19 protein-coding genes are annotated in these 23,316 nt (G+C 68.6%); 11 read left to right on the top strand and 8 right to left on the bottom strand.

The features are described from left to right. Window positions 1-63 precede the first annotated feature (63 nt). Window positions 64-1,581, bottom strand: a complete 1,518-nt coding sequence (locus Dfulv_RS48260) for a flotillin family protein (RefSeq protein WP_259860506.1) — start codon at window positions 1,579-1,581, stop codon at window positions 64-66. 58 nt (window positions 1,582-1,639) lie between these two features. Then, complete coding sequence (locus Dfulv_RS48255) at window positions 1,640-2,134, bottom strand: NfeD family protein (RefSeq protein ID WP_259860505.1); 495 nt, start codon at window positions 2,132-2,134, stop codon at window positions 1,640-1,642. Window positions 2,135-2,218: 84 nt separating this feature from the next. Here Dfulv_RS48255 and Dfulv_RS48250 point away from each other — a divergent pair, with 84 nt between their 5' ends. Continuing rightward, a complete protein-coding gene (locus Dfulv_RS48250) occupies window positions 2,219-2,701 on the top strand; it encodes a methylated-DNA--[protein]-cysteine S-methyltransferase (RefSeq protein ID WP_259860504.1) in 483 nt (160 codons plus the stop codon). 225 nt (window positions 2,702-2,926) lie between these two features. On the opposite strand, the gene Dfulv_RS48245 is transcribed toward Dfulv_RS48250, so the two are convergent. Beyond that, window positions 2,927-4,006 carry an inositol-3-phosphate synthase gene (locus Dfulv_RS48245; RefSeq protein ID WP_259869721.1) on the bottom strand — a complete coding sequence of 360 codons (1,080 nt, stop codon included), beginning with the start codon at window positions 4,004-4,006 and terminating at the stop codon, window positions 2,927-2,929. 23 nt (window positions 4,007-4,029) lie between these two features. Further along, window positions 4,030-4,632, bottom strand: a complete 603-nt coding sequence (locus tag Dfulv_RS48240; RefSeq protein ID WP_259860503.1) for a PadR family transcriptional regulator — start codon at window positions 4,630-4,632, stop codon at window positions 4,030-4,032. Window positions 4,633-4,816: 184 nt separating this feature from the next. On the opposite strand from Dfulv_RS48240, the gene Dfulv_RS48235 reads away from it, so the two are divergent. The 4 genes from Dfulv_RS48235 (at window position 4,817) to Dfulv_RS48220 (ending at window position 10,931) form a co-directional block, all read left to right on the top strand. Beyond that, complete coding sequence (locus tag Dfulv_RS48235; RefSeq protein ID WP_259860502.1) at window positions 4,817-5,245, top strand: DUF5318 domain-containing protein; 429 nt, start codon at window positions 4,817-4,819, stop codon at window positions 5,243-5,245. Window positions 5,246-5,425: 180 nt separating this feature from the next. Further along, window positions 5,426-8,191: a transglycosylase domain-containing protein gene (locus tag Dfulv_RS48230; RefSeq protein ID WP_259860501.1), complete on the top strand. Its 2,766-nt coding sequence runs from the start codon at window positions 5,426-5,428 to the stop codon at window positions 8,189-8,191. A 114-nt stretch (window positions 8,192-8,305) separates the two neighbouring features. Beyond that, window positions 8,306-9,463 carry a glycosyltransferase 87 family protein gene (locus tag Dfulv_RS48225; RefSeq protein WP_259860500.1) on the top strand — a complete coding sequence of 386 codons (1,158 nt, stop codon included), beginning with the start codon at window positions 8,306-8,308 and terminating at the stop codon, window positions 9,461-9,463. Window positions 9,464-9,467: 4 nt separating this feature from the next. Beyond that, complete coding sequence (locus Dfulv_RS48220) at window positions 9,468-10,931, top strand: glycosyltransferase family 87 protein (protein WP_259860499.1); 1,464 nt, start codon at window positions 9,468-9,470, stop codon at window positions 10,929-10,931. Between the two features lie 149 nt (window positions 10,932-11,080). Here the strand turns inward: Dfulv_RS48220 and Dfulv_RS48215 are convergent, their stop codons facing one another. Beyond that, the gene (locus tag Dfulv_RS48215; RefSeq protein ID WP_259860498.1) at window positions 11,081-13,024 is read right to left on the bottom strand and encodes a hypothetical protein; all 1,944 of its coding nucleotides are present in this window, start codon (window positions 13,022-13,024) and stop codon (window positions 11,081-11,083) included. A 23-nt stretch (window positions 13,025-13,047) separates the two neighbouring features. Further along, window positions 13,048-13,821: a deoxyribonuclease IV gene (locus tag Dfulv_RS48210; RefSeq protein ID WP_259860497.1), complete on the bottom strand. Its 774-nt coding sequence runs from the start codon at window positions 13,819-13,821 to the stop codon at window positions 13,048-13,050. A 189-nt stretch (window positions 13,822-14,010) separates the two neighbouring features. Between Dfulv_RS48210 and Dfulv_RS48205 the strand changes: the two genes are divergently transcribed. From Dfulv_RS48205 to rplI, 5 genes are all read left to right on the top strand, one after another. Continuing rightward, window positions 14,011-14,877, top strand: a complete 867-nt coding sequence (locus Dfulv_RS48205; protein WP_259860496.1) for a hypothetical protein — start codon at window positions 14,011-14,013, stop codon at window positions 14,875-14,877. A gap of 222 nt (window positions 14,878-15,099) precedes the next feature. Then, on the top strand, window positions 15,100-15,390 hold the full coding sequence (gene rpsF, locus Dfulv_RS48200) for a 30S ribosomal protein S6 (RefSeq protein WP_259860495.1): 291 nt from the start codon (window positions 15,100-15,102) through the stop codon (window positions 15,388-15,390). A 102-nt stretch (window positions 15,391-15,492) separates the two neighbouring features. Beyond that, window positions 15,493-16,014, top strand: a complete 522-nt coding sequence (locus Dfulv_RS48195) for a single-stranded DNA-binding protein (RefSeq protein WP_259860494.1) — start codon at window positions 15,493-15,495, stop codon at window positions 16,012-16,014. 19 nt (window positions 16,015-16,033) lie between these two features. Next, window positions 16,034-16,273: a 30S ribosomal protein S18 gene (rpsR, locus tag Dfulv_RS48190; RefSeq protein ID WP_033359945.1), complete on the top strand. Its 240-nt coding sequence runs from the start codon at window positions 16,034-16,036 to the stop codon at window positions 16,271-16,273. 12 nt (window positions 16,274-16,285) lie between these two features. After that, window positions 16,286-16,735, top strand: coding sequence for a 50S ribosomal protein L9 (rplI, locus tag Dfulv_RS48185; RefSeq protein ID WP_259860493.1), 450 nt, complete (start codon window positions 16,286-16,288; stop codon window positions 16,733-16,735). Window positions 16,736-16,791: 56 nt separating this feature from the next. Here the strand turns inward: rplI and Dfulv_RS48180 are convergent, their stop codons facing one another. Together Dfulv_RS48180 and Dfulv_RS48175 are read right to left on the bottom strand one after the other, a co-directional pair. Further along, window positions 16,792-18,315 (bottom strand): vWA domain-containing protein, encoded by a 1,524-nt coding sequence (locus Dfulv_RS48180; RefSeq protein WP_259860492.1) that lies wholly within the window; start codon window positions 18,313-18,315, stop codon window positions 16,792-16,794. Window positions 18,316-18,492: 177 nt separating this feature from the next. Continuing rightward, window positions 18,493-19,200, bottom strand: a complete 708-nt coding sequence (locus tag Dfulv_RS48175) for a hypothetical protein (RefSeq protein WP_259860491.1) — start codon at window positions 19,198-19,200, stop codon at window positions 18,493-18,495. 493 nt (window positions 19,201-19,693) lie between these two features. On the opposite strand from Dfulv_RS48175, the gene Dfulv_RS48170 reads away from it, so the two are divergent. Continuing rightward, entirely contained in the window at window positions 19,694-23,281 is a 3,588-nt protein-coding gene (locus Dfulv_RS48170; protein WP_319805853.1) for a replicative DNA helicase, read from the top strand. The last annotated feature ends 35 nt before the right edge of the window (window positions 23,282-23,316 follow it).

The raw sequence follows: 23,316 nt of genomic DNA, 5'->3' as shown, positions 1-23,316 counted from the left end.
GTCCGGGCACATGCAGAAGGCCCGCACCGACAAGACGGCACGGGCCTTCTGCGCGACGAACGGTCAGGACTTCGGTGCCTCGACCGCCGGCCGGCCGTTCACCGGCTCGTCGGTGGCCAGGCCACCCAGCTTGCTGAGCAGCTTGGCGAGGTCGATGCCGGTGAGGTCGGTGCCCAGCTGCAGGCCCTGGGCCACGTTGTTGGCCACCGACTTCGTCAGCGACGACGCGCCGTCGGTCGAGATGACCGTCATCTTGTCGATGTTGGCCATCGGGTCGCTGGCGGCCTTCACCACGTCGGGCATGACGCGCACGAGCAGGTCGAGGATGGCCGCCTCGCCGTACGTCGCGAACGCGTCGGCCTTGAGCCGCATCGCCTCCGCCTCGGCCTGGCCGCGGGCCAGGATCGCGGACGCCTCGGCGGCACCCTCACGCTCGAGCGCATCGGCGATGGCGACACGGCGCCGCTGCTCCGCCTCACCCTCCTTGGCACCTTCGATCGCGTTGGCCTCGGCGAGCGCGGCACGGCGGGACCGCTCACCTTCACCGGTGAGACGCGCCTGCTCGGCGGAGGCCTGCGCGGCCGCGATGGTCGCCTGCCGCTGCGCCTCGGCGTTCGCGATCGCGGCGTTCTTGGCGGCCTCGGCCTCCTGCTCGACGCGGTACCGCTCGGCGTCGGCCGGCTTGCGGACCTCGGTGTCGAGCTGGCGCTGCTTGAGCTCGGCGTTGCGCTCGGCAACCTTCTGCTGCTCGGCGAGGATCGCCTGGTCCCGCTCGGCCTGGGCGAGCGGGCCGGCCGCGGCCGACTTCGCCTTGGCCGCGTCGATCTCGGCCTGGATGCCGGCCTGCTTCAGGGCGAGGTTCCGGTTCGCCTCGGCGATCGCCTCCTCCGACTTCAACCGCTCCGACTCGGCGGCCTGCCGGGCGTGCGCCTCGGCGATGGCGGCGTCGCGCAGCACGCGGGCGGCCTCGGGGCGGCCGAGGTCGGCGAGGTACGAACCCTCGGCGAAGATGTCCTGCAGCTGGAAGGTGTCGAGCACCAGACCCTGGTTGGTCAGCGAGTGCTCGGCCTCCTCGGCCACGGCTCCGGCGAACGCGGTGCGGTCGCGGATGATCTCCTCGATGGTGAGCCGGCCGACGATCGAGCGCAGCGCACCGGCGAGCACCTCGCTGGTGAACAGGTCGATCCCCTGCTGCTGGTTGAGGAACCGCTGAGCGGCGGCGCGGATCGCGTCCTCGGTGCCGCCGACCTTGACGATCGCGACGCCCTGCAGGTTGGCGCGGATGCCCTGCTTGCTCACCGCGCCGGTGATCTCGACGTGAATCCGGCGGCTGGACAGGTCGAGGACCTGCAGCTTCTGCACGATCGGCACGACGAACACCGACGCGCCCATGACGACCTTCTGCCCGGAGAGATCGGTCGACCGGGTCCCGTCGAGACCCTGCACCGACTTGCCCTTGCGGCCGGTGATGATGAACGCCTCGTTGGGCCCGGCCACCTTGATCCGCGACACGATGAACAGCACGAGGAACAAGACCAGCAGCACGGCGCCGCCGATCGCTACGAGCAGAACAGTGTCCATCTGCTTCCTTCGTATATAGGCGTTACTTCGACGTCCTGGTCAGGGGCGTTGCGCCGACTCAGATGGGGGTTTCCTCGACGATCACGCTGGTGGAGCTGGTCGCCTCGATGACGAAGACCCGGGCGCCCAGCGGGATCGGCTTGTCGGCGCGGGCGCTGAGCTTGACCGGCTGGCCGCCCAGCGAGATGCGGATCTCGCCGAACCCGTTCGGGGTGATGGGGGTGACGACCACCCCGGTGGTGCCGATCATGTCCTGCTGGGTCGGGGTGGCGTCGGTCCGCATGTTCATGGCCATCCGGGCCAGCTTCGTGGCCAGCCAGGCGGTCGGGACCGCGGCCACGGCGCCGACGACGACGGGTGCGACCTTCGAGTCGGTGACCGCTGCGACGATCGCGGCGGCGAACCCGAACGCACCGATGAACCCGGCGACCGCGGGCAGCGAGAACGGACCGGCGGCGTCGGGGTGGCCGATGTGGAAAAGGTCACCGATCAGCACCGACACCGCCAGCACGGCGACACCGATGCCGCCGATCACCAGGAACGTCGTCGCCACCTCGCGGTCCCCTCCCTCATGCCACCTGGAGGGTAACCCCCGCGTGCCACCTGGTCCGTCCGGCGAAGAGGCACAATTGACACCGTGCGATGGGGTGAAGTTCCCGCGCCGATCGATGCCCTCGGGGTAGCGGTCGACGACGTCGGCGTGTGCGGCGTCCGATTCGGCGGCGCGCCGGCCGCGACGGTGCCGCTGGAGGGCACGCTGGAGCTGGCGGCGGACGAGCTGGCACGGTATTTCGGGGGCGAGCCGCTGCGGTTCACGGTGCCCCTGTCGGTGCCCGGCGGATCCGACTTCGAGCGTGCGGTCTGGCGCGAGCTCTACGCCATTCCTTACGGCGAGATGCGCACCTACGGCCAGATAGCGTCAGCGGTGGGTGAGCCGGACGCGGCCCGGGCGGTCGGCGTGGCGTGCAACCGCAACCCACTCCCGGTCATCATCCCGTGCCACCGCGTGGTCGGCGCGGACGGCAAGCTGGTCGGCTTCGGCGGCGGCCTGTGGCGCAAGAAGGTGCTGCTGGAACTCGAGGCGAGGGTCCGCATCGAGCGCGAGTTCGACCTCTCCTGACCGCCGCACCACGGCGGGACACCGCGGTCGCGAGATCGGCAGCGGTGGGGGCTTGGCACGACGGCGATGGCAGGGAGGGCCGTCAAGGCCCGACCGGTGTCTGGCGGGAGCAACGGTCGTGCGTTGCACGGACCCGAGCCATGAATAAAAGGAAGAACGGGCCAAAGCAGAGCGCCCCTCCCGCGTCGAAGTCGGAAGGGGCGCCCGCGTCCTGAAGGGCGAGCCTCAGCTCTCGACCTCACCCTTGATGAACTTCTCGACCGACTCGTGTGCGTCGTGGTCGTTGTACTGGACCGGCGGGGACTTCATGAAGTAGCTCGACGCCGACAGGATCGGGCCGCCGATGCCGCGGTCCTTGGCGATCTTCGCGGCGCGGAGGGCGTCGATGATGACGCCGGCCGAGTTCGGGGAGTCCCAGACCTCGAGCTTGAGCTCCGCGTTGAGCGGCGTGTCGCCGAAGGACTTGCCCTCGAGGCGGATGTAGGCCCACTTGCGGTCGTCGAGCCACGGCACGTGGTCCGACGGGCCGATGTGGACGTCCGACTTCACCATCTCGTGCGGGATCTGGGACGTCACCGACTGGGTCTTCGAGATCTTCTTCGAGACCAGGCGGGTGCGCTCCAGCATGTTCATGAAGTCCATGTTGCCGCCGAAGTTGAGCTGGTACGTGCGGAGCAGCTCGACACCGCGGTCCTCGAACAGCTTCGCCAGGGCGCGGTGGACGATCGTGGCGCCCACCTGGCTCTTGATGTCGTCACCGACGATCGGCAGGCCGGCGTCCTCGAACTTCTTGGCCCACACCGGGTCGGAGGCGATGAAGACCGGCAGGGCGTTGACGAAGGCGCAGCCGGCGTCGATCGCGGCCTGGGCGTAGAACTTGTCCGCCTCCTCCGAGCCGACCGGCAGGTAGGAGACGACGACGTCGACCTGCGCCTCGCGGAGCGCGGCGGCGACGTCGACCGGCTGCTCGTCCGACTCCTCGATGATCTCGCGGTAGTACTGGCCCATGCCGTCGAGGGTCGGGCCGCGCTGGACGGTCACGCCGGTGGGCGGCACATCGCAGAACTTGATCGTGTTGTTCTCGCTGGCGCTGATCGCCGCCGCGAGATCCTGGCCGACCTTCTTCGCGTCGACGTCGAACGCGGCGACGAACTGCACGTCACCGACGTGGTAGTCGCCGAACTTGACGTGCATGAGACCCGGTACCCGGTCGTTCGGGTCGGCGTTGCGGTAGTACTCCACGCCCTGGACCAGGGACGAGGCGCAGTTACCGACGCCGACGATGGCAACGCGGACGGAGCTCATCGCGGATGCCCCCTTCTTGTTGTTCACGATGACCGCTCCGGACCTTCTGCCGAAGGCGGTTGAGGAGATTTGCCACTGCGTTCGTTCGCGATGAGCTCTTCGAGCCAGCGAACCTCGCGTTCACACGCATCGAGCCCGTGACGCTGCAGCTCGAGGGTGTAGGCGTCGAGCCGTTCGGCGGCCCGATTGAGCACGTCGCGCAGACCCTCCCGACGTTCCTCGACGCGGCGGCGACGGCCCTCGAGGATCCGCAGCCTGGTCGCGGGGTCGGTGCGGGCGAAGAACGCGAAATGCACCCCGAAACCGGCCTCACTTTCGTAGGTCTCGGGACCGGCGGCGCCGAGCAGCTCCTGGAAGCGCTCCTTGCCTTCCGCGGTGATCGTGTAGACCACGCGGCCCCGCTTGCCGGTGAGCAGGGGCACGTCTTCGGTGGACGTCGGCATGCCCGTCGCCGGCGCACCTTCGGTGATCCAACCGCTCGCCTGGAGCCGGCGCAGCGTCGGATAGAGGGAGCCGTAGCTGATCGCGAAACGGAACGCGCCCAGCTTGGTGGTGAGCTGCTTGCGGAGCTCGTAACCATGCATGGGGGACTCGTGGAGAAGGCCGAGGATCGCCAACTCGAGCATTCCTGGCCTCCTTCCGGTAACCGGCCCGATGTATCGGTCCGATACATCGAACGGTAGGCCGCTGACCGAACGGATGCAACGTGAGTGCCCGAGTGGCCTAGCCCACACCGCTGGTCGTCTATCGGACGGTTACCTATCGTGACCGAGGTCGCCGTGTGGCGCCTGACCGCGTACCCTCGGCCCCATGCGAACGCAGCGTCAGGTCGTCGACTTCTCCTTGCGGAGACGCGCCCTGCTGCGTGAGGTGCACTCCGGCCGCGTCGGCACCTATGAAGTGTGCGACGCATCGCCATACCTGAAGAGCGCAGCGAAATTCCACGGTGAGCCGACCGAGGAGCTGTGCCCGGTATGCCGCCGGGAAAACCTCACCCACGTGCATTACATCTACGGGGATGAGCTCCGGCAGTCGTCCGGTCAGGCCCGTCGCCTGGCCGAGCTGTCACTGCTGGCGATGACGCTGAGTGAGTTTCACGTCTACGTCGTCGAGGTGTGCCGGGACTGCGGCTGGAACCACCTCGTGGAGCAATACCTGTTGGGTCGCGATGGCCTGGCGGATCCGGACGACGGGGCCGACGGCCGGTCGAGCCGGATCCGAGGAGGGGCGGCCGAGTGAACCTGATCGCCGTGGCAGAGCGTTGTCACGTCGACAGGACCTATCCCTTAGACGCCCTGATCATCCCGCCGGCACGCGGCAAGGAGGCCACCCCGCGCCGGCCGATCGACAAGTGGCTCAGCTCACAGACATGGTGGCGACGGAGCATGCGACAACGACGCAACCGGCAAGGTGGGACGAATGAACTACGGTGACCCGGACAACCCCCCTTCGGGCCGCGCACAGGTTCCCGGTTCCACGCCGGGACCAGATGATTCCATCAAGCGCGCTGAGCCGCCGCCGACAGGCTCGGCGGGCCGGGCCACCGTCGGGCGTGCGCAGGTGGGCCGCGCGAGCGTGTCCCCGCCCAGCTCGCCGGTCAGCGGTGAGCCGGCCACCGCCCGCGCCTCCGTCACCCCACGAGCGGCCGCCTCCGGGTCCGCTCGCGCCTCCGCGTCAGTGCCGGTGGCCGGTGCCGCGGGTTCCTCCGGCCGCGCCGCGGTCGCGCGTGCCTCGGTGCGGGTCGGAGCACCTGCCGAAGGGATCGCCGACCCACCCGGCGACATCATCTCCAACGGCCCCGGCGGCAAGGGCAAGGGTGCCGCGAGCACCAGCGCCAAGGCCAAGAAGCGGCGCCGGCGCAACATCCTCATCGCTTCGATCGCCGCGTTCATCATGATCGCCGGCATCGGCATGGTGAGCGGCACCTACTACTTCGACCAGGTCGCGCTGCCCGAAGACCTCACGATGAAGCAGTCGACCACGATCTACTACGCCGACGGGGTCACCCCGATGGCCCGGATCGGCGACGAGAACCGCACGGTCGTCTCGATCGACGATATCCCCAAGCACGTGCAGCAGGCGGTCGTCGCGGCCGAGGACAACACCTTCTACACCAACGACGGCGTCGACTACAAAGGCGTCGTCCGCGCTGCCTGGAACAACGTCACCGGTGGCGAACGGCAGGGTGCGTCGACGATCAGCCAGCAATATGCGCGGCGGTGGGCCGAGCTCGAAGACGTCACCTACGCCCGGAAGCTGCGCGAGGCCGTCATCGCGCTCAAGCTGAACCGGCAGTACGACAAAGACAAGATCATGGAGATGTACCTCAACGTCGTCTACTTCGGGCGAAATTCGTACGGCATCCAGGCGGCCGCTCAGGCGTATTTCGGCAAGCCGGCCAAGGAGCTCACGATCGCGGAGGGCATGGTCCTCGCCGGCATCATCAAGAACCCCGAAGGCGGTAAGGGCGGCAGCCCCTTCGACCCCAACATCGACAAGCAGCAGGCCCTCAACCGGTTCAACTACATCAAGGGCCAGATGGTCAAGCTCAACTTCGTGCCGGCCGCCGAGGCGGACACGAAGATGGCCTACCCGGAGGGCAAGGTCCTGACACCCGCCCAGGCCCGTGAAAACGCGAAGAAGACCCTGGGCAGCATGGACAAGCCCGAGGGCCTCATCGTGCACCACGTGCTCGAAGAGGTGGCCGCGCTGACCAACCCGACGACCGGGAAGTTGCTCTACGAGGACACCGACTCCGACGGCAAGAAGAACTTCGATCGGATCCGCAACGGCGGTCTCAAGATCGTCACCACGGTTGACCATGTCGTCCAGCAGATCGCCGTGCGTGAGGCGAGCCGCAACAAAGAGTCGAACATGAACGATCAGCCCAAGAACCTACAGGCCGCGCTCGTTGCGGTCGAGCCGGGCACCGGTGCGGTGAAGGCCTACTACGGCGGGGACAAGGGCACCGGCGCCGACTATGCCGGCTGCTACAACGACCCGGTGCTCGGCGACGGCGGGGACGGCTGCTTCGGTGCCCACCCGCCGGGCTCGACGTTCAAGGTCTACACGCTGGCCACCGGCCTCATAGACGGTTACAAGATCGACTCCTACTGGAACGGCGACTCGCCGCAGGAGTTCCCCAACAGCGGCCGGACGAGCAAGAACCCGGTCAAGAACGCCGGTGAGGGCACTACCAGCTCGCCGGATTGCAAGTCGCATTCCGGCAAGTGGTGCACCTTGGAAGAGGTCACCGTCAAGTCGCTCAACGTCCCGTTCTTCGCGCTCGCCGAGCTCGTCGGGCCGGCGAAGGTGATCGACACGGCGCGCGCCGCCGGCATCACCGAGATGTGGGCGACCGTCAAGGACCCGCAGACCGACAAGTACAAGTCGAGCAAGATCGACCTGGTGCAGAAGAAGGGTTCCGAGGTCTTCCCGACCTACTTCAACACCGAGGTCGCCTTCGGTCAGTATCCGGTCACGGTCCTCGAGCACGCCGGCGGCATCGCCACCTTCGGCGCGCGGGGTCTCGCCGCGAAGACGCACTTCCTCAAGGAGGTGTGGACCGAGGGCAAGAAGACCTACGGCGAGGTGATCAAGCCGACCCGGATCCCGGGCTTCACCGACCAGATGGCCGACGACCTCAACACGGTGCTCCAGGGCGTGCCGAAGCACTACAACCTGAAGCTCAAGGACGGCCGCCAGCTCGCGGGCAAGACCGGAACGTGGCAGCTCGGCCAGACCACCAGCAACGCGCACGCATGGATGGTCGGCTACAGCGCCTACGATCCAAACAAGAAGTCGCCGGGTCTCGCGGCCGCGGTCTGGGTGGGCAACAAGGCCGAGGAACAGAAGATCGTCAACAAGAACGGCTCGCCGATCATCGGCGGTAACCTGCCCGGCCCGATCTGGCGCGACTTCCTCGACGGCGCACTCACCGCGATGAAGATGCCGGTCGTCAAGTTCCCGGCGCCAAAGTATGTCGGCCACAAGGATGTCGGCACGGGTGTCTCGCCGGCGCCGAGCATCCCGCTGCCAGGCACGTCCGGCGATCCGAACATCCCCGGAGGCGGAAACGGGGGCTTACCCGGAAACCCGGGTAGCCCCAGCCCGGGTCAGGGCGGTAACGGCGGTGGCAACGGTGGCGGGATCATCCCGACGACCAGCCCTACCCGAAGACGCTGATCGAGGGTCGAAGATGAGCGGCCACGGCTCCGGCGGTATGTTCGCCGGGACCGTGGCCGCCGTCGTTGGGGGTGGAGCGTTTTGGAGGCGGGCAGGCTGAAGGCCGTCCGATGGGTGCTGCTCGCATTGCTCGTGGCACTCGTCGCCTACGGGCACTGGTGGTACGGCAACCGGCACCAGTTCTTCGACCTCGGCATCTACCGGCAGGCCGTCAACTGGTGGCTGGACGGTCACGATCTCTACGACTTCACCAAACCGGACGACACGCAGGGCGCCCTCGGCTTCACCTATCCACCGTTCGGCGCCCTGGTCCTCGTGCCGTTCGGCGCGCTGCCATGGGGCGGCGCCGTCACCCTCTACGCCGTGCTCACCGTCGCCGCCGTCGTCCTCACGACCTACTGGCTGGTCGCGCCGGTCGCCCGCGACAAGATCCTCGCGATGGTTTTGGCGCTGACCGTGGTGAGCGCGCTGGAGCCGATCCGTGAAACGTACACGTTCGGCCAGATCAACATGGTGCTCGTCGTGCTGATCCTCGCCGACCTGCTGATCCTGCTGCCTCGCGGCAGCCGGTGGGCGGGCGTGCTCATCGGCCTGGCCGCCGCCGTCAAGCTGACTCCGGCGATCTTCATCGTGTACCTGCTGGTCAGCCGCCGGTACCGCGCCGGCCTGACCGCGATCGCCAGCGCGGCCGGCGCGACCCTGCTGACAGCGGCGATCGCGCCGCGCGCCTCCTGGGACTTCTGGACGACGGTCCTGTGGAAGGGCGAAGGCATCGGCAACGCCGCCTACACCTTCAACCAGTCCCTCTTCGGCATGCTCGCCCGTATCGACTCGCCGCCGAACCGGATCGCCTGGGTGCTGCTCGTGCTCGCGACCGCCGGCTACGGCCTGTGGCGCGCCCGCAAGGCGGCCCTTGTGGGTGACGAGGTCGTCGGCCTGACCCTGGCCGGCATCGTCGGCTGCCTGGCCAGCCCCATCACCTGGGCCCACCACCTGTACTGGTTCGTCCCCGCCTTGGTCGTGCTGGTGACGGCCTCGCGGAAACATCTGGCGTTCGCCGTGATCATCACGGTCACCGTCGGGCTCGGGATGGTGTCGTGGTTCGAGCAGGGCCTGCCCGTCCACCCATGGGGTGACGGCGTGCCGGGCTTCCTGATCAAGAACTGGTACCTGCTGCTGTTCGTGGCCCTGCTGTTCGTCCTGCCGATCCGGTCCCCGGCCCGCGACCGGGCCGGGCATGCCCCCGCTTCCGAGCCGGCGACGGTACGGTGATCCGATGCCGCCGATTGTGCGCCCCGAGCGTCTGAGCGACGAGCCCGCCAACTCCGACCGCTTCGTCGGTGGCCTGTCCGAGTCGATCGGCGGCCCCCTCGGCGACCACGCCGTGCGACAGCCGGTCCGCATGCCCGGTGGCGGCCGGTTCTGGACGCCGGCCCGCGTGGTGCTCCTGCTCGTCTGCGCCATGCTGAGCTTCCACTGGATGCAGAAGTCCCCCTGCCGCGACGCCGCCTGGGCGGACATGGAGCAGTACAAGTACTTCTGCTACACGGATGTCCTCGCGCTGTACTACGCGGAGGGCCTCAACGAGGGCAAGGTCCCCTACGCCGACCACCCCGTCGAGTACCCGGTCCTGACCGGCGCGTTCATGGGCGTCCTCGGCCTGCCGGTGCACAGCCTCGGCCAGCAGGGCGTGGTCAGCAACGAGGGCCAGACCTTCTACGACCTCAACGCGATCGTGCTCGGCGCCTTCGGCGTCGCGGCCGTCGGTGCGATCCTCGCCGTGCGGCGCCGCCGGCCCTGGGACGCCGCGATGTTTGCGCTGGCGCCGGCGCTTTTCGTGTCGGCGACCGTCAACTGGGACCTCTTCACCGTCGGGCTCGCGGCCATCGCGATGACCTACTGGGCCAAGCGAAAACCCGTGCTCGCCGGCCTGTTCCTCGGACTGGCGACCGCCGCGAAGTTCTACCCGATGCTCATCCTGGGCGCGTTCCTGGTGCTCAGCCTGCGCACGGGCAAGTGGCGTGATTTCTTCGTCACCGTGGGCACCGGCCTCGTCGCCTGGCTGGCGGTCAACGTGCCGATCGCCCTGCTCTACCGCGACTCCTGGCTGCGGTTCTTCGAGTTCAACTCGGAGCGCGGCATCGACTGGGGCACGCTGTGGTACATCGGGGCGCACTTCCCGCGCGGCTCAGGCCAGTACGGCTTCCCCTTCTTCCAACAGCTCGACCAGGATCCCGAGCACTCCACGCTCAACATCCTCTATCTCGGGCTCTTCGTGATCTCCTGCATCGGCATTCTGATCCTGGGCCTGACAGCGCGTCATGAGCCACGCCTCGCCCAGCTGGCGTTCCTGATCGTGGCGGCCTTCCTCATCACCGGGAAGGTGTGGTCGCAGCAGTACGTGCTGTGGCTCCTCCCGCTGGCGATCCTCGCCCGGCCACGCTGGGGGGCGTTCCTCGCCTGGCAGGCCGCGGAGGTCCTCTACTTCGTGTCCTTCTACGGCGAGCTCATGGGAGCGTCCGGCCGGCAGGTGTTCCCCGAGGGTGTCTTCGTGCTCGCCTCGATCCTGCGGCTGGTCACGCTGTGCGTGCTGGTCGGCTTCGTGATCCGCGAGATCCGCAACCCGGAGCAGGACGTGGTCCGGACGACGTACGAGGGCAAGGACCCGGACGGCGGCGTCTACAGCGACCGAGTGCCCGCCGAGGAGGACAAACCCGGCGAACTCGTCAAGGCAGGCTGAGTTTCACGCGGACCGGTCTGTAAAGCCGACGACCCGCGGCAGCGCGGTCGTCGGCTTTCTGCAGAAGGCGGTCTTGCCGCATGGAACGGAGTTTGACCTTGGAACGTCTCGGCCCCTCCCGGGGCCGCGATCCTCCAAGGTCAAACCCATCAGTCGGTGAGCTTGTACAGGACCACGTCGCCCTGCTCGGTGCGGTCCAGGCCCAGGCCGTCGATCGGGGCGTCGATGGCGCGCTCGTAGGAACTGCCCACCGCACGGCTGCGGATCACCACCACGGTGCGGATCTTCAGGTCGCGCAGCGCCGTCACGCTGGCCTCGTCGGGGAACTGCTGCATGGTCAGCCGCAGCTGCTCCTGGCCGCGCGGGGTGAAGCCGCTGCCCCCGTTGACCATCTGCGGGAAGCCGTCGGTGCTCCACAGCATGATGTTCATGTCGGTGAGCTCGTCGGTCGGCAGGACCATCAGCGGGCCCTGCAGCGTGCTCATGGCGAGCGGCGCCTTCGGCACCACCGGATTGGTGGGGTAGGGGATGTGCAGGCCCTCGATCAGCACCAGGACCAGCGGGATCAGTGTGGCGAACCGGGGCCAGAAGCCGGCCCGCGTGCCGACGTCGGTCTGGGTGCGGTCGGCGAACAGTTCGACCGCCTGGCGGGCGAACGCGCTGACGGCCCCCGCCGCGAGCAGCGCCAGGAACAGCGTCGTCCAGACCATGAGGCGGCCGGAGGTGCGGATGCCGTCGAAGCCCGGCAGCGCGCGGTAGAGCGCCAGGTAGCCGAACTCGCCGTCGCCGGGACCGCGGGTGCCCATCGCCAGCATGATCGACACGACGACACCGATGCCGAGGTAGACCCGGTGCCGGATCCGCCATGTGGAGACGAACAGGCCGGCGAACGCGAGGCCGTAGAGGAAGAAGCCGGGCAGCAGCGCCATCTCGGGTGCCCAGGTGAGCGACTGCCGGGCGCTCGCATACGCGTCGCCCCACAGCCACGACTCCGGCGGCGAGATGAAGAAGCCCTGGATCGGCGGCGAGAACAGCGACAGGATCTCCTCGCTGCGCCGCGCATAGGGGTGCTGCTTGAGGACCTGCAGGTAGGGGTAGGCCATCAGCGCGCCGACGGCGGCGAACGCGAGCCCGCCGCCGAGGTTGGCCAGGAAGAGCTTCCAGCCGAACGGCCTGCTGACCGCCCACACCCGGACGTGCCGGTAGCCCCACAGCACCGCCGTGATGAGCACGATGCCGAGCAGCACGTATGCGAACGGGATGCCGATGCCGAAGCCCAGGCTGATCTGCCAGGCGGCCACCAGCCAGCCGGCGACGACCCAGCCCCAGCGCCGCTTGTCGGGCTCATAGCCCTTGGTGAGCGAGAATCCGTGCCCACGGGCCAGCATGGCCAGGGCCAGCGCGATGCCGCCGATTGAGAGCACGTGCAGGTGGCCGGCCTGGCCGAGCCGCCAGGGCGCGTAGGCGAAGGCCGCGCCCGCCACCGCCGCGCCGGTGCGCCCGGCGCCGAGCTGGCGGGCCAGTGCGTAGGCGCCGAAGAACGCGAGTGCGAAGATCAGGACGAAGATGATGTTGTACCGGACCACGGCGGCCACCGGGCCGCTGCCGATCATGCCGGCCGGCGCGTAGCCGAGCAGGGTGTCGGAGAACGCGTAGCCGTACATGTTCGGGAAGAACGCGTTGGCGTTCCACAACTGGGCCGGGTCGGTGGTGAGAACGTGCCCCGCCCATGACATCTGCCAGGCCTGCAGCGTCGGATCCCAGATGTCCTGCGGGATCGTCGAGGCGGGGTGCTTCAGCGTCGGCCAGGTCATGAGCGCGGCCAGCAGGACCGAGCCGATCGCGGCCAGGGTCCACTCGTGCCCGAGGAACCGGCCGGCACCGGTGGCGACCCGCGTGGAGATGCGCCGGGCGCGGCCGGGGACCGCCTCGGGCACCGGGGCGAACGCCTCGAACGGGTCGCTGTCCGGCTTCTGCTCCCCCGCCTCGCTCTTGCCGGTGGCGGCCTCCGGATCGGCCTTCTCCGGCTCGCCAGGCTTCTCGGGCTCCTCCCCGGTGGTCGCCGATGCTTCCTCGTCCGATGGCTCCGACACCGTGGGCTCCGACGAAACGTTGGTCACGCCAATCGCTCCCGCAGATAGTTGATGTCGGCTCCCTGGCCCTCCGCACCGCCCGGCGTCTCGACCAGGGCCGGCGCACCGGCGGCCCGGATGACCGCCACGATCAGCTCCGGGTCGATCTCGCCGGCGGCCAGGTTGTCGTGCCGGTCGCGGCCGGAGTCGAACCCGTCGCGGGAGTTGTTGGCGTGGATGAGGTCGATCCGGCCGGTGATCGCCTTGACCCGGTCGACGATGTCGAGGAGGTTTTCCCCGCCGGCGTGGGCGTGGCAGGTGTCGAGGCAGAAACCCACCTCGTAGTCACCCACCGCGTCCCACAGGCGCGCGAGCGAGTCGAACCGGCGTGCGCACGCGTTGTCGCCGCCGGCGGTGTTCTCGATCAGCACCGGGATGGCGAATCCTCCCTGCTCGGCCGCGTAGGCGAAGGTCTTGCGCCAGTTGTCGAAGCCGGCCGCGAGACCGTCGGCCTTCTCGACGTGACCGCCGTGCACGATCAGGCCCTTGGCACCCACCTTCGCCGCACCCTGCGCATGGCTGAAGAGCAGCTTGCGGCTGGGAATGCGGATCCGGTTGTTGGAGGAGGCGACGTTGATCCGGTATGGCGCGTGGATGTAGACGTCGACCTCCGACGACCGCAGCGCCTCCGCATCGGCACGGTCCTTCGGATCGGTCCAGGCCTGCGGGTCGGTCAGGAAGAACTGGACGAGGTCCGCACCACGCGCGGCGGCCTCGGCCAGTGGCTCAGCGGGGTCGACGTGAGCACCGATTCGCATGCCGCAGAGCCTACGACGTGGGGCTGACACTTCGCGCGACCCGGGCGGGAGGGTAACGACCGAAGCGTCCGGAATGCGGTGCTTCCGTCACCGTCCTGTCCGCCGGGTCGTTACGCACGTAGCCGCTCGTGATCGCGTCCGTGATCGTGTGGCTCGATGGAATGACCCCCAGTCGATCCCCAACCTTGGATGGCTACCTTGTCTGGACACCGTTCGGCAGTCCGCTCGAGTCGCCGCGCGCCGAAGACCGGGAAGCGTATCGTCGCGGCCGCCGCGGCGCTCGTCGCCGCAGCCCTCACCGCTGGCGCAGGCCCGGCGAGCGCCGCACCCGCGACGCCGACCGTGGAGTTCAGCGGCGGCAGCGTGCTGAGCCTCCTGATCTGCAAGTCCGAGCCGAACGCCGGCACCGTCAGCGTGCCGGCCGAGTCGCGGGTGAACTTCGTCAACCGTCTCGGGCAGAACGCGACCCTCAAGGTCGACGGCAAGGCCGTCTCCGCGGTGCAGCCGAACCAGGCGGTGCCTGTCGTGTTCCGGAAGGGCCCGGCGGTCGAGGTCGCGATGACCTTCTCCTGCGGTGTCGGCGTCGTCGAGCAGTTCAAGCCGGTCTCCGTCGGCGTGACCAGCGCGCCCGCGGCCGCTGCGCCGTCGGCGAAGCCGGCCACGCCGACCGGTCCCGCGGGCGCCGCCGCCTCGGCGGCGAGCAACGCGATCAAGGGCAAGACGAGCACCGGGCCGTCCAGCCGGTCGAGCCGGACCCAGGGCGGCGCGACATCCGGCGCCGGCGCGACAGGCGGCTCGGAGACCACCGGCACGGAGCCGGCGGACCCGTCGCTGCTCGGGCCGGACGCCACCGCCGCGCCGGCGGTCGGTGCCGAGCCGAGTGCACCGACCGAGGACCGGGTGATGGTGGAGCAGCCGGTGGCCGCGACCGGTCCGGTCCGCAACGCCCCGACCGGCCTGCTGGCTCTGGTCGCGACGGTCTGCGCGGTAGGCGTAGGAATCGCCGCAATTCGGGCTATTATTGCCCAGCGGTCAACCCGCGCGAGCTTCGCTTAAGGTACAATTTTTCTAGCTCCGCGGGGCGCAGTCATCCAACGCACCGGTGTGGTCGTTCCTCCCCAGGTCCCACCCAAAGAAGCGGATGACGCGCCCCGCGGTCTTTCCATGTGCACGCTGTGTGTACTCTGGTTCGGTCGACCGCCTGGGTGCGGTCGACGACGCATGACCTCCTGCCGCGGACGGACCGCGGCCGCTTAGCCCGTAGGAGGTGAGAACGTCTTGCGTCATTACGAGATCATGGTGATCCTCGACGGAAGTCTCGAGGAGCGCACCGTCGCCCCGTCGCTCGACACGTATCTCAACGTGATCCGGACGTCGGGTGGCTCGGTGGAGAAGCTCGACGTGTGGGGCCGCCGGCGCCTCGCGTACGAGATCAACAAGAAGACCGAGGGCATCTACGCCGTCATCGACCTCCAGGCCTCGCCGGAGTCTGTGGCGGAGCTGGACCGTCAGCTGCGACTCAACGAGTCCGTGCTGCGCACCAAGGTCATCCGGCCCGAAGTCCGCTAAAGCGGACCGGGCGAGATCGATCTGCTTCGCCGTGTGTCCAGGGAAATTGTCAGACCCCTGTGACATCGTGGCCATACACCAGCGCGCGAGGAGTTGACTCATATGGCAGCGGGAGACACCACGATCACGGTCATCGGCAACCTGACCGACGACCCTGAGTTGCGTTTCACTCCATCAGGAGCCGCGGTCGCCAAGTTCCGGGTGGCTTCCACCCCCCGGTTCATGGACCGCCAGAGCAACGAGTGGAAGGACGGCGAGCCGCTGTTCCTGTCCTGCACGGTGTGGCGTCAGGCGGCGGAGAACGTCGCCGAGTCGCTGCAGCGTGGTGCCCGGGTGATCGTGTCCGGACGGCTCAAGTCCCGGACCTACGAGACTCGCGAGGGTGAGAAGCGCACCGTCATCGAGCTGGAGGTCGACGAGATCGGCCCCTCGCTGCGCTACGCGACCGCCAAGGTCCAGAAGATGTCGCGCAGTTCCGGTGGCGGCGGCTTCGGCGGCGGTGGTGGCGGTGGAAACGCTGGCGGCGGGTTCAACGAAGACCCGTGGGCCAGCGCGACCCCGGCCGCCGCTGGCGGTGGTGGCGGCAGGTCGAGCTCATCCTTCGACGACGAGCCCCCGTTCTAAGGCATCAGGAGCAAGAGCAATGGCGAAGGCTGCGGCCCTGCGCAAACCGAAGAAGAAGGTGAACCCTCTCGACAAGGAGGGCATCGCCTACATCGACTACAAGGACACCGCGCTGCTGCGCAAGTTCATCTCCGACCGGGGCAAGATCCGCGCCCGGCGGGTGACCGGTGTGACCGCCCAGCAGCAGCGGCAGATCGCGCGCGCCGTCAAGAACGCGCGCGAGATGGCACTGCTCCCCTACACCGCGACCGCGCGCTAGGGGAGGGCTGACATGAAGATCATTCTCAAGCAGGAGGTCTCCGGCCTCGGCACCCCCGGCGACGTCGTCGAGGTGAAGGACGGCTACGGGCGCAACTACCTGCTGCCGCAGGGGTTCGCGATTCCGTGGAGCAAGGGCGCGGAGAAGCAGATCGTGACGATCAAGCGGGCCCGCTCGGCCCGGGAGATCCGCGACCTCGGCCACGCCAACGAGGTCAAGGGCCAGCTCGAAGGCCTCTCGGTCAAGCTGGCCGTCCGGGCCGGCGAAGGCGGCCGGCTCTACGGCTCGGTCACGCCGGCCGAGATCGCCGACGCCGTCCAGCAGGCCGGCGGCCCGGCGATCGACCGTCGCCGCCTCGAGCTGCCCGGCCACATCAAGTCGGTCGGTGACTACAAGGTGCAGCTCAAGCTGCACCCGGAGGTCGCCGCCGTCTTCACCGTCAAGGTGACCGCGGCCAAGTAGTCCGATCAGAAAAGGGGGCCCATCCGACCCCGGGCCCCCTTTTCTGCGTTCCGGGGTCAGTCGTAGAGCTTCACGGCCGCGGAGATGACCTCGGAGAGCTCGGCGAGCCGTGGGTCGTCGGTCGCCCGGCGCGCCACGGACGTGATCTCCAGCAGGTCCCTGAGCCGCACCTCCTGGGCGAACTGGCTGCCGCGGAGGACCTCCGCGAAGTACGCCGCCGCGTAGCAGACCCGCACGGGCACCGCCGCCTCGGCGAACTGCTCGTCCAGCGCCGCCACCGTCACCGGCTGCGTCTGCTCACTCGCCTCCCGCGTCCGCGGGTCCTGCCAGCGCACCCGCACGTCCGCCAGGTGGCCCTCCGCACCCGGGCGCAGGTGCAGCGCGTACAACGCCGTTACCGCGTGGCCCGGCCCCACCTCACCGCCGTCGACCTTGTCGTTGCGGAACGCCGACGCCGACAGCGCGCGGTTGTCGTAGCCGATCAGGCGATACGAGATCACGGTCTTCGGATCGAACTCGACCTGCGCCTTCGCGTCCAGCGCCCGGATCGCCAGCGTCGCCGGCAACTGCTGGACGAACACCCGGGCCGCCTCCTCCTGCTCGCTCACGTAGACGACGTAACCGTCGCCCTTGTCGGCCAACTGCTCCATGAAGCGGTCGCCGTAGTCGCTGCCCACCCCCACGCCGAGCAGCGTGATCTGCTTCGCCGCCGCCTCCTGCACCTCGCGGACCAGTGCCGCCGCGTCGGTCGTACCGACGTTGGGAAGGCCGTCGGACAGCAGGATGACCCGGTTCGTCGCGCCGTTGCGGAAGCTCTTGCGCGCCGTGTCGTAACCCAGCCGCAGGCCGGCCTCCAGGTTCGTGCTGCCGGCCACCCGCAGCCTGTCGATCGCCGAGTGCAGCGCGTCGCGATCACGCACCCCCGTCATCGGGCGCAGCACCTCGGCCTCGTTCGAGTACGCGATGAGCGCCACCGAGTCGGACGTGCGCAGCTGGTCGGCGAGCGTGTGCAGGCCGTGCCGGACCAGGTCGAGCTTGCCCGGCTCGGCCATCGACCCGGACACGTCGACGACGATCGTCAACGCCGCGTCGCGCCGCTCACCGGCAGGCTCGGCCTGAGTTTGCAGCCCGACCCGCAGCAGGCGCGCCGCGTCATCGGCGTTGCGGTGTGTCTGCGGCAGGCGAGTGCCGTCCGCCGTGATCGCGAACCCGTTCCCGGTCGGCTGCCGGTACCCCTGATTGAACGTGTTGACGAACTCCTCCGGCCGGATCGTGCTCGGCGACGGCCGCCGCCCGTCGAGCAGCTGCCGCTTCGCGAAGCCGTACGACGCCGTGTCGACGTCCACCGCGAACGTCGAGATCGGCTGATCGGTCACCGACCGCTCGCCGGCGCCGGTCGCGGCGGACTCCTCACCCGCCGTGTCAGCCTGCGGCGCCGCCGTGCCCGGCGGACCGTACCCGGGTTGCGGTGCCTTCGCCGAACCGGTTTCGGCGTTGTCGCTCCCCGCACTGCACGCCGAGAGACCCAGTGCCGCGACCGCCACGACGGCGAGGACACCCAAGCGTTTCCGACTGACCATCAAAAGCCTCCCTGGAAGGTGTTTGGCCGGTCAGACGGCGACCCTTCCGGGACGGATCCGGGCGTGATCGGACAGTGACGCAGCCGTGAGCGACGGTGATCGTTCCGAGAGAATGCCGTGACCGGTCGACGGGAACCTCGGCGGGCCACGCTGCGTCGCCGGACCCGTCGCCGCCGGTCAGAACTGGGTCGCCAGCACCGCGAACAGCACCGTGGCGACACCGGCACCCAGGACGGCACTCGCAAAACCGATCGCCGTCGGCCGCCACCCCGACGTCGCCCATCCCAGGAACATCGCCACCGAGATGCTCAACGCCAGCGAGACCGCGAACTGCGGCCCGTTGTCGAGCAGATTCGTCAACGCCTCCGTCCGCGGCGCCGGACACGGCACACCGAACGGATCGACGCACCCCTCGCGCGGATCACCGGACAACGTGAGGGCCCAGATGGTGTACGCCAGGATCGGCACCACGTACCACCCGGCGGTCGCGATGAACGAGCCGATGTAGTTGCTGCGCTCGTCCAGTTCGTCGTCCTCGTCGTCGGCCTGCCGCGGCGGAGCCGGGCGGCCACGGGGACGGACCGCGTAGTAGTCCTCACCCGGCGACCCCGGCCGGCGGCGCGGCGGTGGCTCCGGCTCGTACCGGCGCTGACGGCCGGTCGTCCACTCCCCGGTCCGGTAGTCGTCGTGGTCCAGGACCCGCCCCTGGCCCGGCCGGGGGCCATAGGGATCGGTACGGGCGTGAAACGGCTCGATGCCGTAGTCATCGCCCTCGGGCACGCGCTGCTGCGGGATCCAGCGCTCATGCCGGGGATCCCATCGCCCGGTCTCCGGCGACTGCTGATCACCGCTGTCCCGTGATCTCTCCCAATCCGGGTATGCCACGGCCGGAGCGTCACCCGTTCGTGATCCGAACGCCATCGGCCGTACAGTCGGAAAAAACTTCGGCGACTTTTTCCCGCACACAGGCTGTGGATCACGAAATCCCAGGTCAAGGCCGATTTACCGACCGGGTGAACCTCGTTGTCCACAGGTCTGTGCACAAGGTTTCCCACCCCTTGAGGCCCGCTCTCCACAGGTTGTCCAGAGACTTGTCCACCGGCTAACTTTGACGAACGCCAGTCGCTCCATACCGTTGCGCGGGGCGCTCCACGCGCCGCGCGGTTTCTGTCATACCCGTGAGGTCTACTGGCCTCGGGGGTATGACGAGGGGGGCGAAGTGTCGATCACCGACGACAGGCGGACGGATCCTTGGGACGAGGCAGCACCGGCAGAGCCGGGGCGCGACGGGGCTGACGCCCGCCCGAACGGCGGCGCCCAGACCTTCGAACGCACCCCACCACAGGACGTCGCCGCCGAGCAGAGCGTGCTGGGCGGCATGCTGCTGTCCAAGGACGCCGTCGCCGACGTCGTCGAGATCCTCAAGACGCACGACTTCTACAAACCCAGCCACTCGACCATCTACGACGCGATCCTCGACCTCTACGGTCGCGGCGAGCCCGCCGACGCGGTCACCGTCGCCGCGGCCCTGAGCGACTCAGGCGCCATCAGCAAGGTCGGCGGCGCCGCCTACCTGCACACCCTCATGGCCGCCGTGCCGACGGCCGCCAACGCGTCGTACTACGCACGGATCGTCGCCGAGCGCGCCGTCCTGCGCCGGGTCATCGAGGCCGGCACACGCATCGTGCAGCTCGGTTACGGCGCCGGCGGCCAGGGCGGCCGCGACGTCGACGACGTCGTTGACCTCGCCCAGCAGGCGATCTACGACGTCACCGAGAAGCGCGTCAGCGAAGACTTCGCCGTCCTCGCCGAGATGCTCCAACCGACCCTCGACGAGATCGAGGCGGTCGGCGCCCAGGGCGGCATGATGACCGGCGTCCCGACCGGCTTCAGCGACCTCGACCGCCTGCTCAACGGCCTCCACGCCGGCCAGCTGATCATCGTCGCCGGACGCCCCGGCCTCGGGAAGGCCCTGGCGCTCGACACGCCGCTGCCCACCCCCGACGGCTGGACGACGATGGGTGCGGTCAAGGCCGGCGACCAGGTCCTCGGCGCCGACGGCCGTCCCACCACGATCGTCAACGCCTTCGACGTGCTGCACGACCGTCCGTGCTACGAGGTCGAGTTCTCCGACGGCAGCACGATCGTCGCCGACGCCGAGCACCTGTGGAAGACCACCACCGGTGCCGGTCGGCGCCGACAATCCGCACAGGTGCGGCAGTGGCCGGCCGGTGAGCTGGTCGGCCGGCGATTCACACACGTGCTTCCGGTCGCCACCGGAGAGGCCGGTGCAGCGGGCATGCTGAGCAACCACCGCCTCGCCGGCCCACGGCCGCACCCGTACTCGCGCATCGACCTGCTCAGCGGCCTCCGGCAGCGCGTCCACCAGCACATGGACGCCGAGACGAGGACCGTGCACGAACCGATCGTCACGACCGCCGAGATCGCCGCCTCGCTGCGGCACCCCGTCGACGGCCGGCTCAACCACGCGGTGGAGAACACCCGGCCGCTCCAACTGCCCGACCGGTCCGACCTCCCAGTTCCGCCGTACATGCTCGGAGCCGGGCTCGGCGAGGGGCACATCCCCGACGCATACCTCCGTGCCTCCGAGCGGCAGCGCCGGGCGCTGCTTGCCGGCCTGCTGGACACCGGCGGCATCGTGGCGCCGACCGGCAACGTTCAGTACACCACCACCTCCGCGCGGCTGGCCGATGGTGCCTACGAGCTGGTGGTGAGTCTGGGGTACCGCGCCACCGTGACCCGCAGAAAGGTCAACGGCACGGCAGCGTCCACGATCGACTTCTCGACGACCGACGAGGTCTTCCGCCTGGACCAGAAGTGCGAGGCCCACCGTCGGCGGCTCCGGGCAACCTCCATGGCGCGAACGGGCAGTCGCCACATCACAGCTGTGCGTCCGGTGCCGAGCGTGCCGGTGCGCTGCATCCAGGTGGACAACGCCGACCATATGTACCTGGCCGGCCGAGCGATGATCCCCACCCACAACTCGACCGCCGCCATGGACTTCAGCCGGGCGGCGTCGGTCAAGCACAACATGGCATCGGCGATCTTCAGCCTGGAGATGTCGAAGGTCGAGATCGTCATGCGACTGCTCTCGGCCGAGGCACGGGTTCCGCTGCACGTGCTGCGCTCCGGGCAGCTGTCCGACGACGACTGGACCAAGCTCGCGCGGCGGATGGGCGAGATCAGCGAGGCACCGCTGTTCGTCGACGACACGCCCAACATGAACCTCATGGAGATCCGGGCCAAGGCACGCCGGCTCAAGCAGCGGCACGACCTCAAGCTGATCGTGGTCGACTATCTGCAGCTCATGACGAGCCCGAAGCGCACCGAGAGCCGGCAGCAGGAGGTCGCCGACCTGTCCCGTGGCCTGAAGCTGCTGGCCAAGGAGGTCGAGTGCCCGGTGGTGGCGGTCAGCCAGCTGAACCGTGGCCCGGAGCAGCGCACGGACAAGCGTCCCCAGCTGTCCGACCTTCGCGAATCGGGTTGTCTCACGGCGGACACACGAGTCATGCGGGCCGACACCAATGCCGAGGTGTCACTCGGTGAGCTCCTCAGAACCGATGCTCGTGACGTTCCGGTGTGGGCGCTGAACGACAAGTTGCAGTACACCGCACAGACCATGACTCATGTGTTCCCCAGTGGACGCAAGGAGGTCTTCCGGATGCGTCTCGCGTCGGGCAAGGTCATCGACGCGACCGCAAATCACCCGTTCCTGACGTTTGCGGGTTGGACGCCGCTCGACGAACTCGGGGTGGGGCATCGTCTGGCCGTGCCGCGGCACGTCCCGCCGCCTCTGCAGGTGCAGGCGTGGCCCGAGGAAGAAGTCGTGCTGCTCGCGCACCTTCTCGGTGACGGATCTTTCGTCAAGCGTCAGCCGATCCGCTATGCCAGTGTCGACGAAGCGAATCTTCGAGCCGTCGCCGATGCCGCAAGGCACTTCGGTGTCACGGCTGTTCGAGACGACTACCCGGCTGCGAGAGTCACGACTCTTCGCCTGCCTGCCCCCTTCCAACTGGCACGGGGCCGACGGAATCCAATTGCCGAATGGCTGGACAAGCTCGGCCTCTTCGGGCTGCGTTCACACGAGAAGTTTCTGCCGGAGAGCTTGTTCGCCCTGCCGAAAGAACAGATCAAGGTATTTCTCCGCCACCTGTGGGCCACGGACGGGTCGGTGACGACACGCACCGGCGGTGGGAGCGGAGGACGTGTCTACTTCGCTTCCACGAGCGAGGCGATGCTGCAGGGCATTTCCCGCCTGCTGCTGCGCTTCGGGATCACCGCAAGGGTTCGGACGGTCACGCCAGGTCCCTACCGGCCGCAGTACACGTTGGACATCTCGGGCCGCGACGATCAGCTTCGGTTCATTCGAGAGATCGGTGTCTACGGGAAACGGGCCCGTCAATGCGAACGTCTGCGTGCGGCGCTGGAAGCGGTCAAGAGCAACACCAACGTGGACACGGTGCCCAAGGAGGTCTGGAACTCCGTGCGCAAGGTGCTGCTCGAGGCAGATATGACGCATCGCGAGTTTGCGCTGGCTATGGGAACGCAGTTCAGTGGCAGCACGATGTGGAAGCACGCACCGAGCCGTTCCCGGCTTGCTCAGGTCGCTGCGGTTCTGGACAGTGCCGAGTTGGATCTCCACGCGACCAACGACATCTTCTGGGACGAGATCAGGTCGATCGAGAGTCTTGGTGAGATGGAGGTGTTCGATGCGACGGTCACCGGGGTGCACAACTTCGTGGCCAACGGCATCGCCACCCATAACTCGATCGAGCAGGACGCCGACGTCGTGATCTTGCTGCACCGGGACGACTACTACGACAAGGAGTCGCCGCGGGCCGGTGAGGCGGACTTCATCGTCGCCAAGCACCGAAACGGCCCGACCGACACGGTGACGGTCGCCGCGCAGCTGCACCTGTCCCGGTTCGTCGACATGGCGATCTAGCGCCGAGACGAGCGTGGCCGTGCAGCGGTGTGCGA

It is taken from the genome of Dactylosporangium fulvum, assembly GCF_025137375.1.
Lineage (GTDB): Bacteria > Actinomycetota > Actinomycetes > Mycobacteriales > Micromonosporaceae > Dactylosporangium > Dactylosporangium fulvum.
The sequence above is the reverse complement of the archived record's forward strand: the minus strand, read 5'-3'. Positions and strand labels throughout refer to the sequence as shown.

Coding starts and splice junctions, on each gene's coding strand:
- Dfulv_RS48180 (WP_259860492.1), bottom strand. CDS start 18,315: ATGGTCAGTCGGAAACGCTTGGGTGTCCTCGCCGTCGTGGCGGTCGCG.
- Dfulv_RS48195 (WP_259860494.1), top strand. CDS start 15,493: ATGGCAGCGGGAGACACCACGATCACGGTCATCGGCAACCTGACCGAC.
- Dfulv_RS48210 (WP_259860497.1), bottom strand. CDS start 13,821: ATGCGAATCGGTGCTCACGTCGACCCCGCTGAGCCACTGGCCGAGGCC.
- Dfulv_RS48230 (WP_259860501.1), top strand. CDS start 5,426: ATGAACTACGGTGACCCGGACAACCCCCCTTCGGGCCGCGCACAGGTT.
- Dfulv_RS48245 (WP_259869721.1), bottom strand. CDS start 4,006: ATGAGCTCCGTCCGCGTTGCCATCGTCGGCGTCGGTAACTGCGCCTCG.
- Dfulv_RS48205 (WP_259860496.1), top strand. CDS start 14,011: ATGGCTACCTTGTCTGGACACCGTTCGGCAGTCCGCTCGAGTCGCCGC.
- rpsR (WP_033359945.1), top strand. CDS start 16,034: ATGGCGAAGGCTGCGGCCCTGCGCAAACCGAAGAAGAAGGTGAACCCT.
- rplI (WP_259860493.1), top strand. CDS start 16,286: ATGAAGATCATTCTCAAGCAGGAGGTCTCCGGCCTCGGCACCCCCGGC.
- Dfulv_RS48235 (WP_259860502.1), top strand. CDS start 4,817: ATGCGAACGCAGCGTCAGGTCGTCGACTTCTCCTTGCGGAGACGCGCC.
- Dfulv_RS48260 (WP_259860506.1), bottom strand. CDS start 1,581: ATGGACACTGTTCTGCTCGTAGCGATCGGCGGCGCCGTGCTGCTGGTC.
- Dfulv_RS48220 (WP_259860499.1), top strand. CDS start 9,468: ATGCCGCCGATTGTGCGCCCCGAGCGTCTGAGCGACGAGCCCGCCAAC.
- Dfulv_RS48240 (WP_259860503.1), bottom strand. CDS start 4,632: ATGCTCGAGTTGGCGATCCTCGGCCTTCTCCACGAGTCCCCCATGCAT.
- Dfulv_RS48170 (WP_319805853.1), top strand. CDS start 19,694: ATGCTGCTGTCCAAGGACGCCGTCGCCGACGTCGTCGAGATCCTCAAG.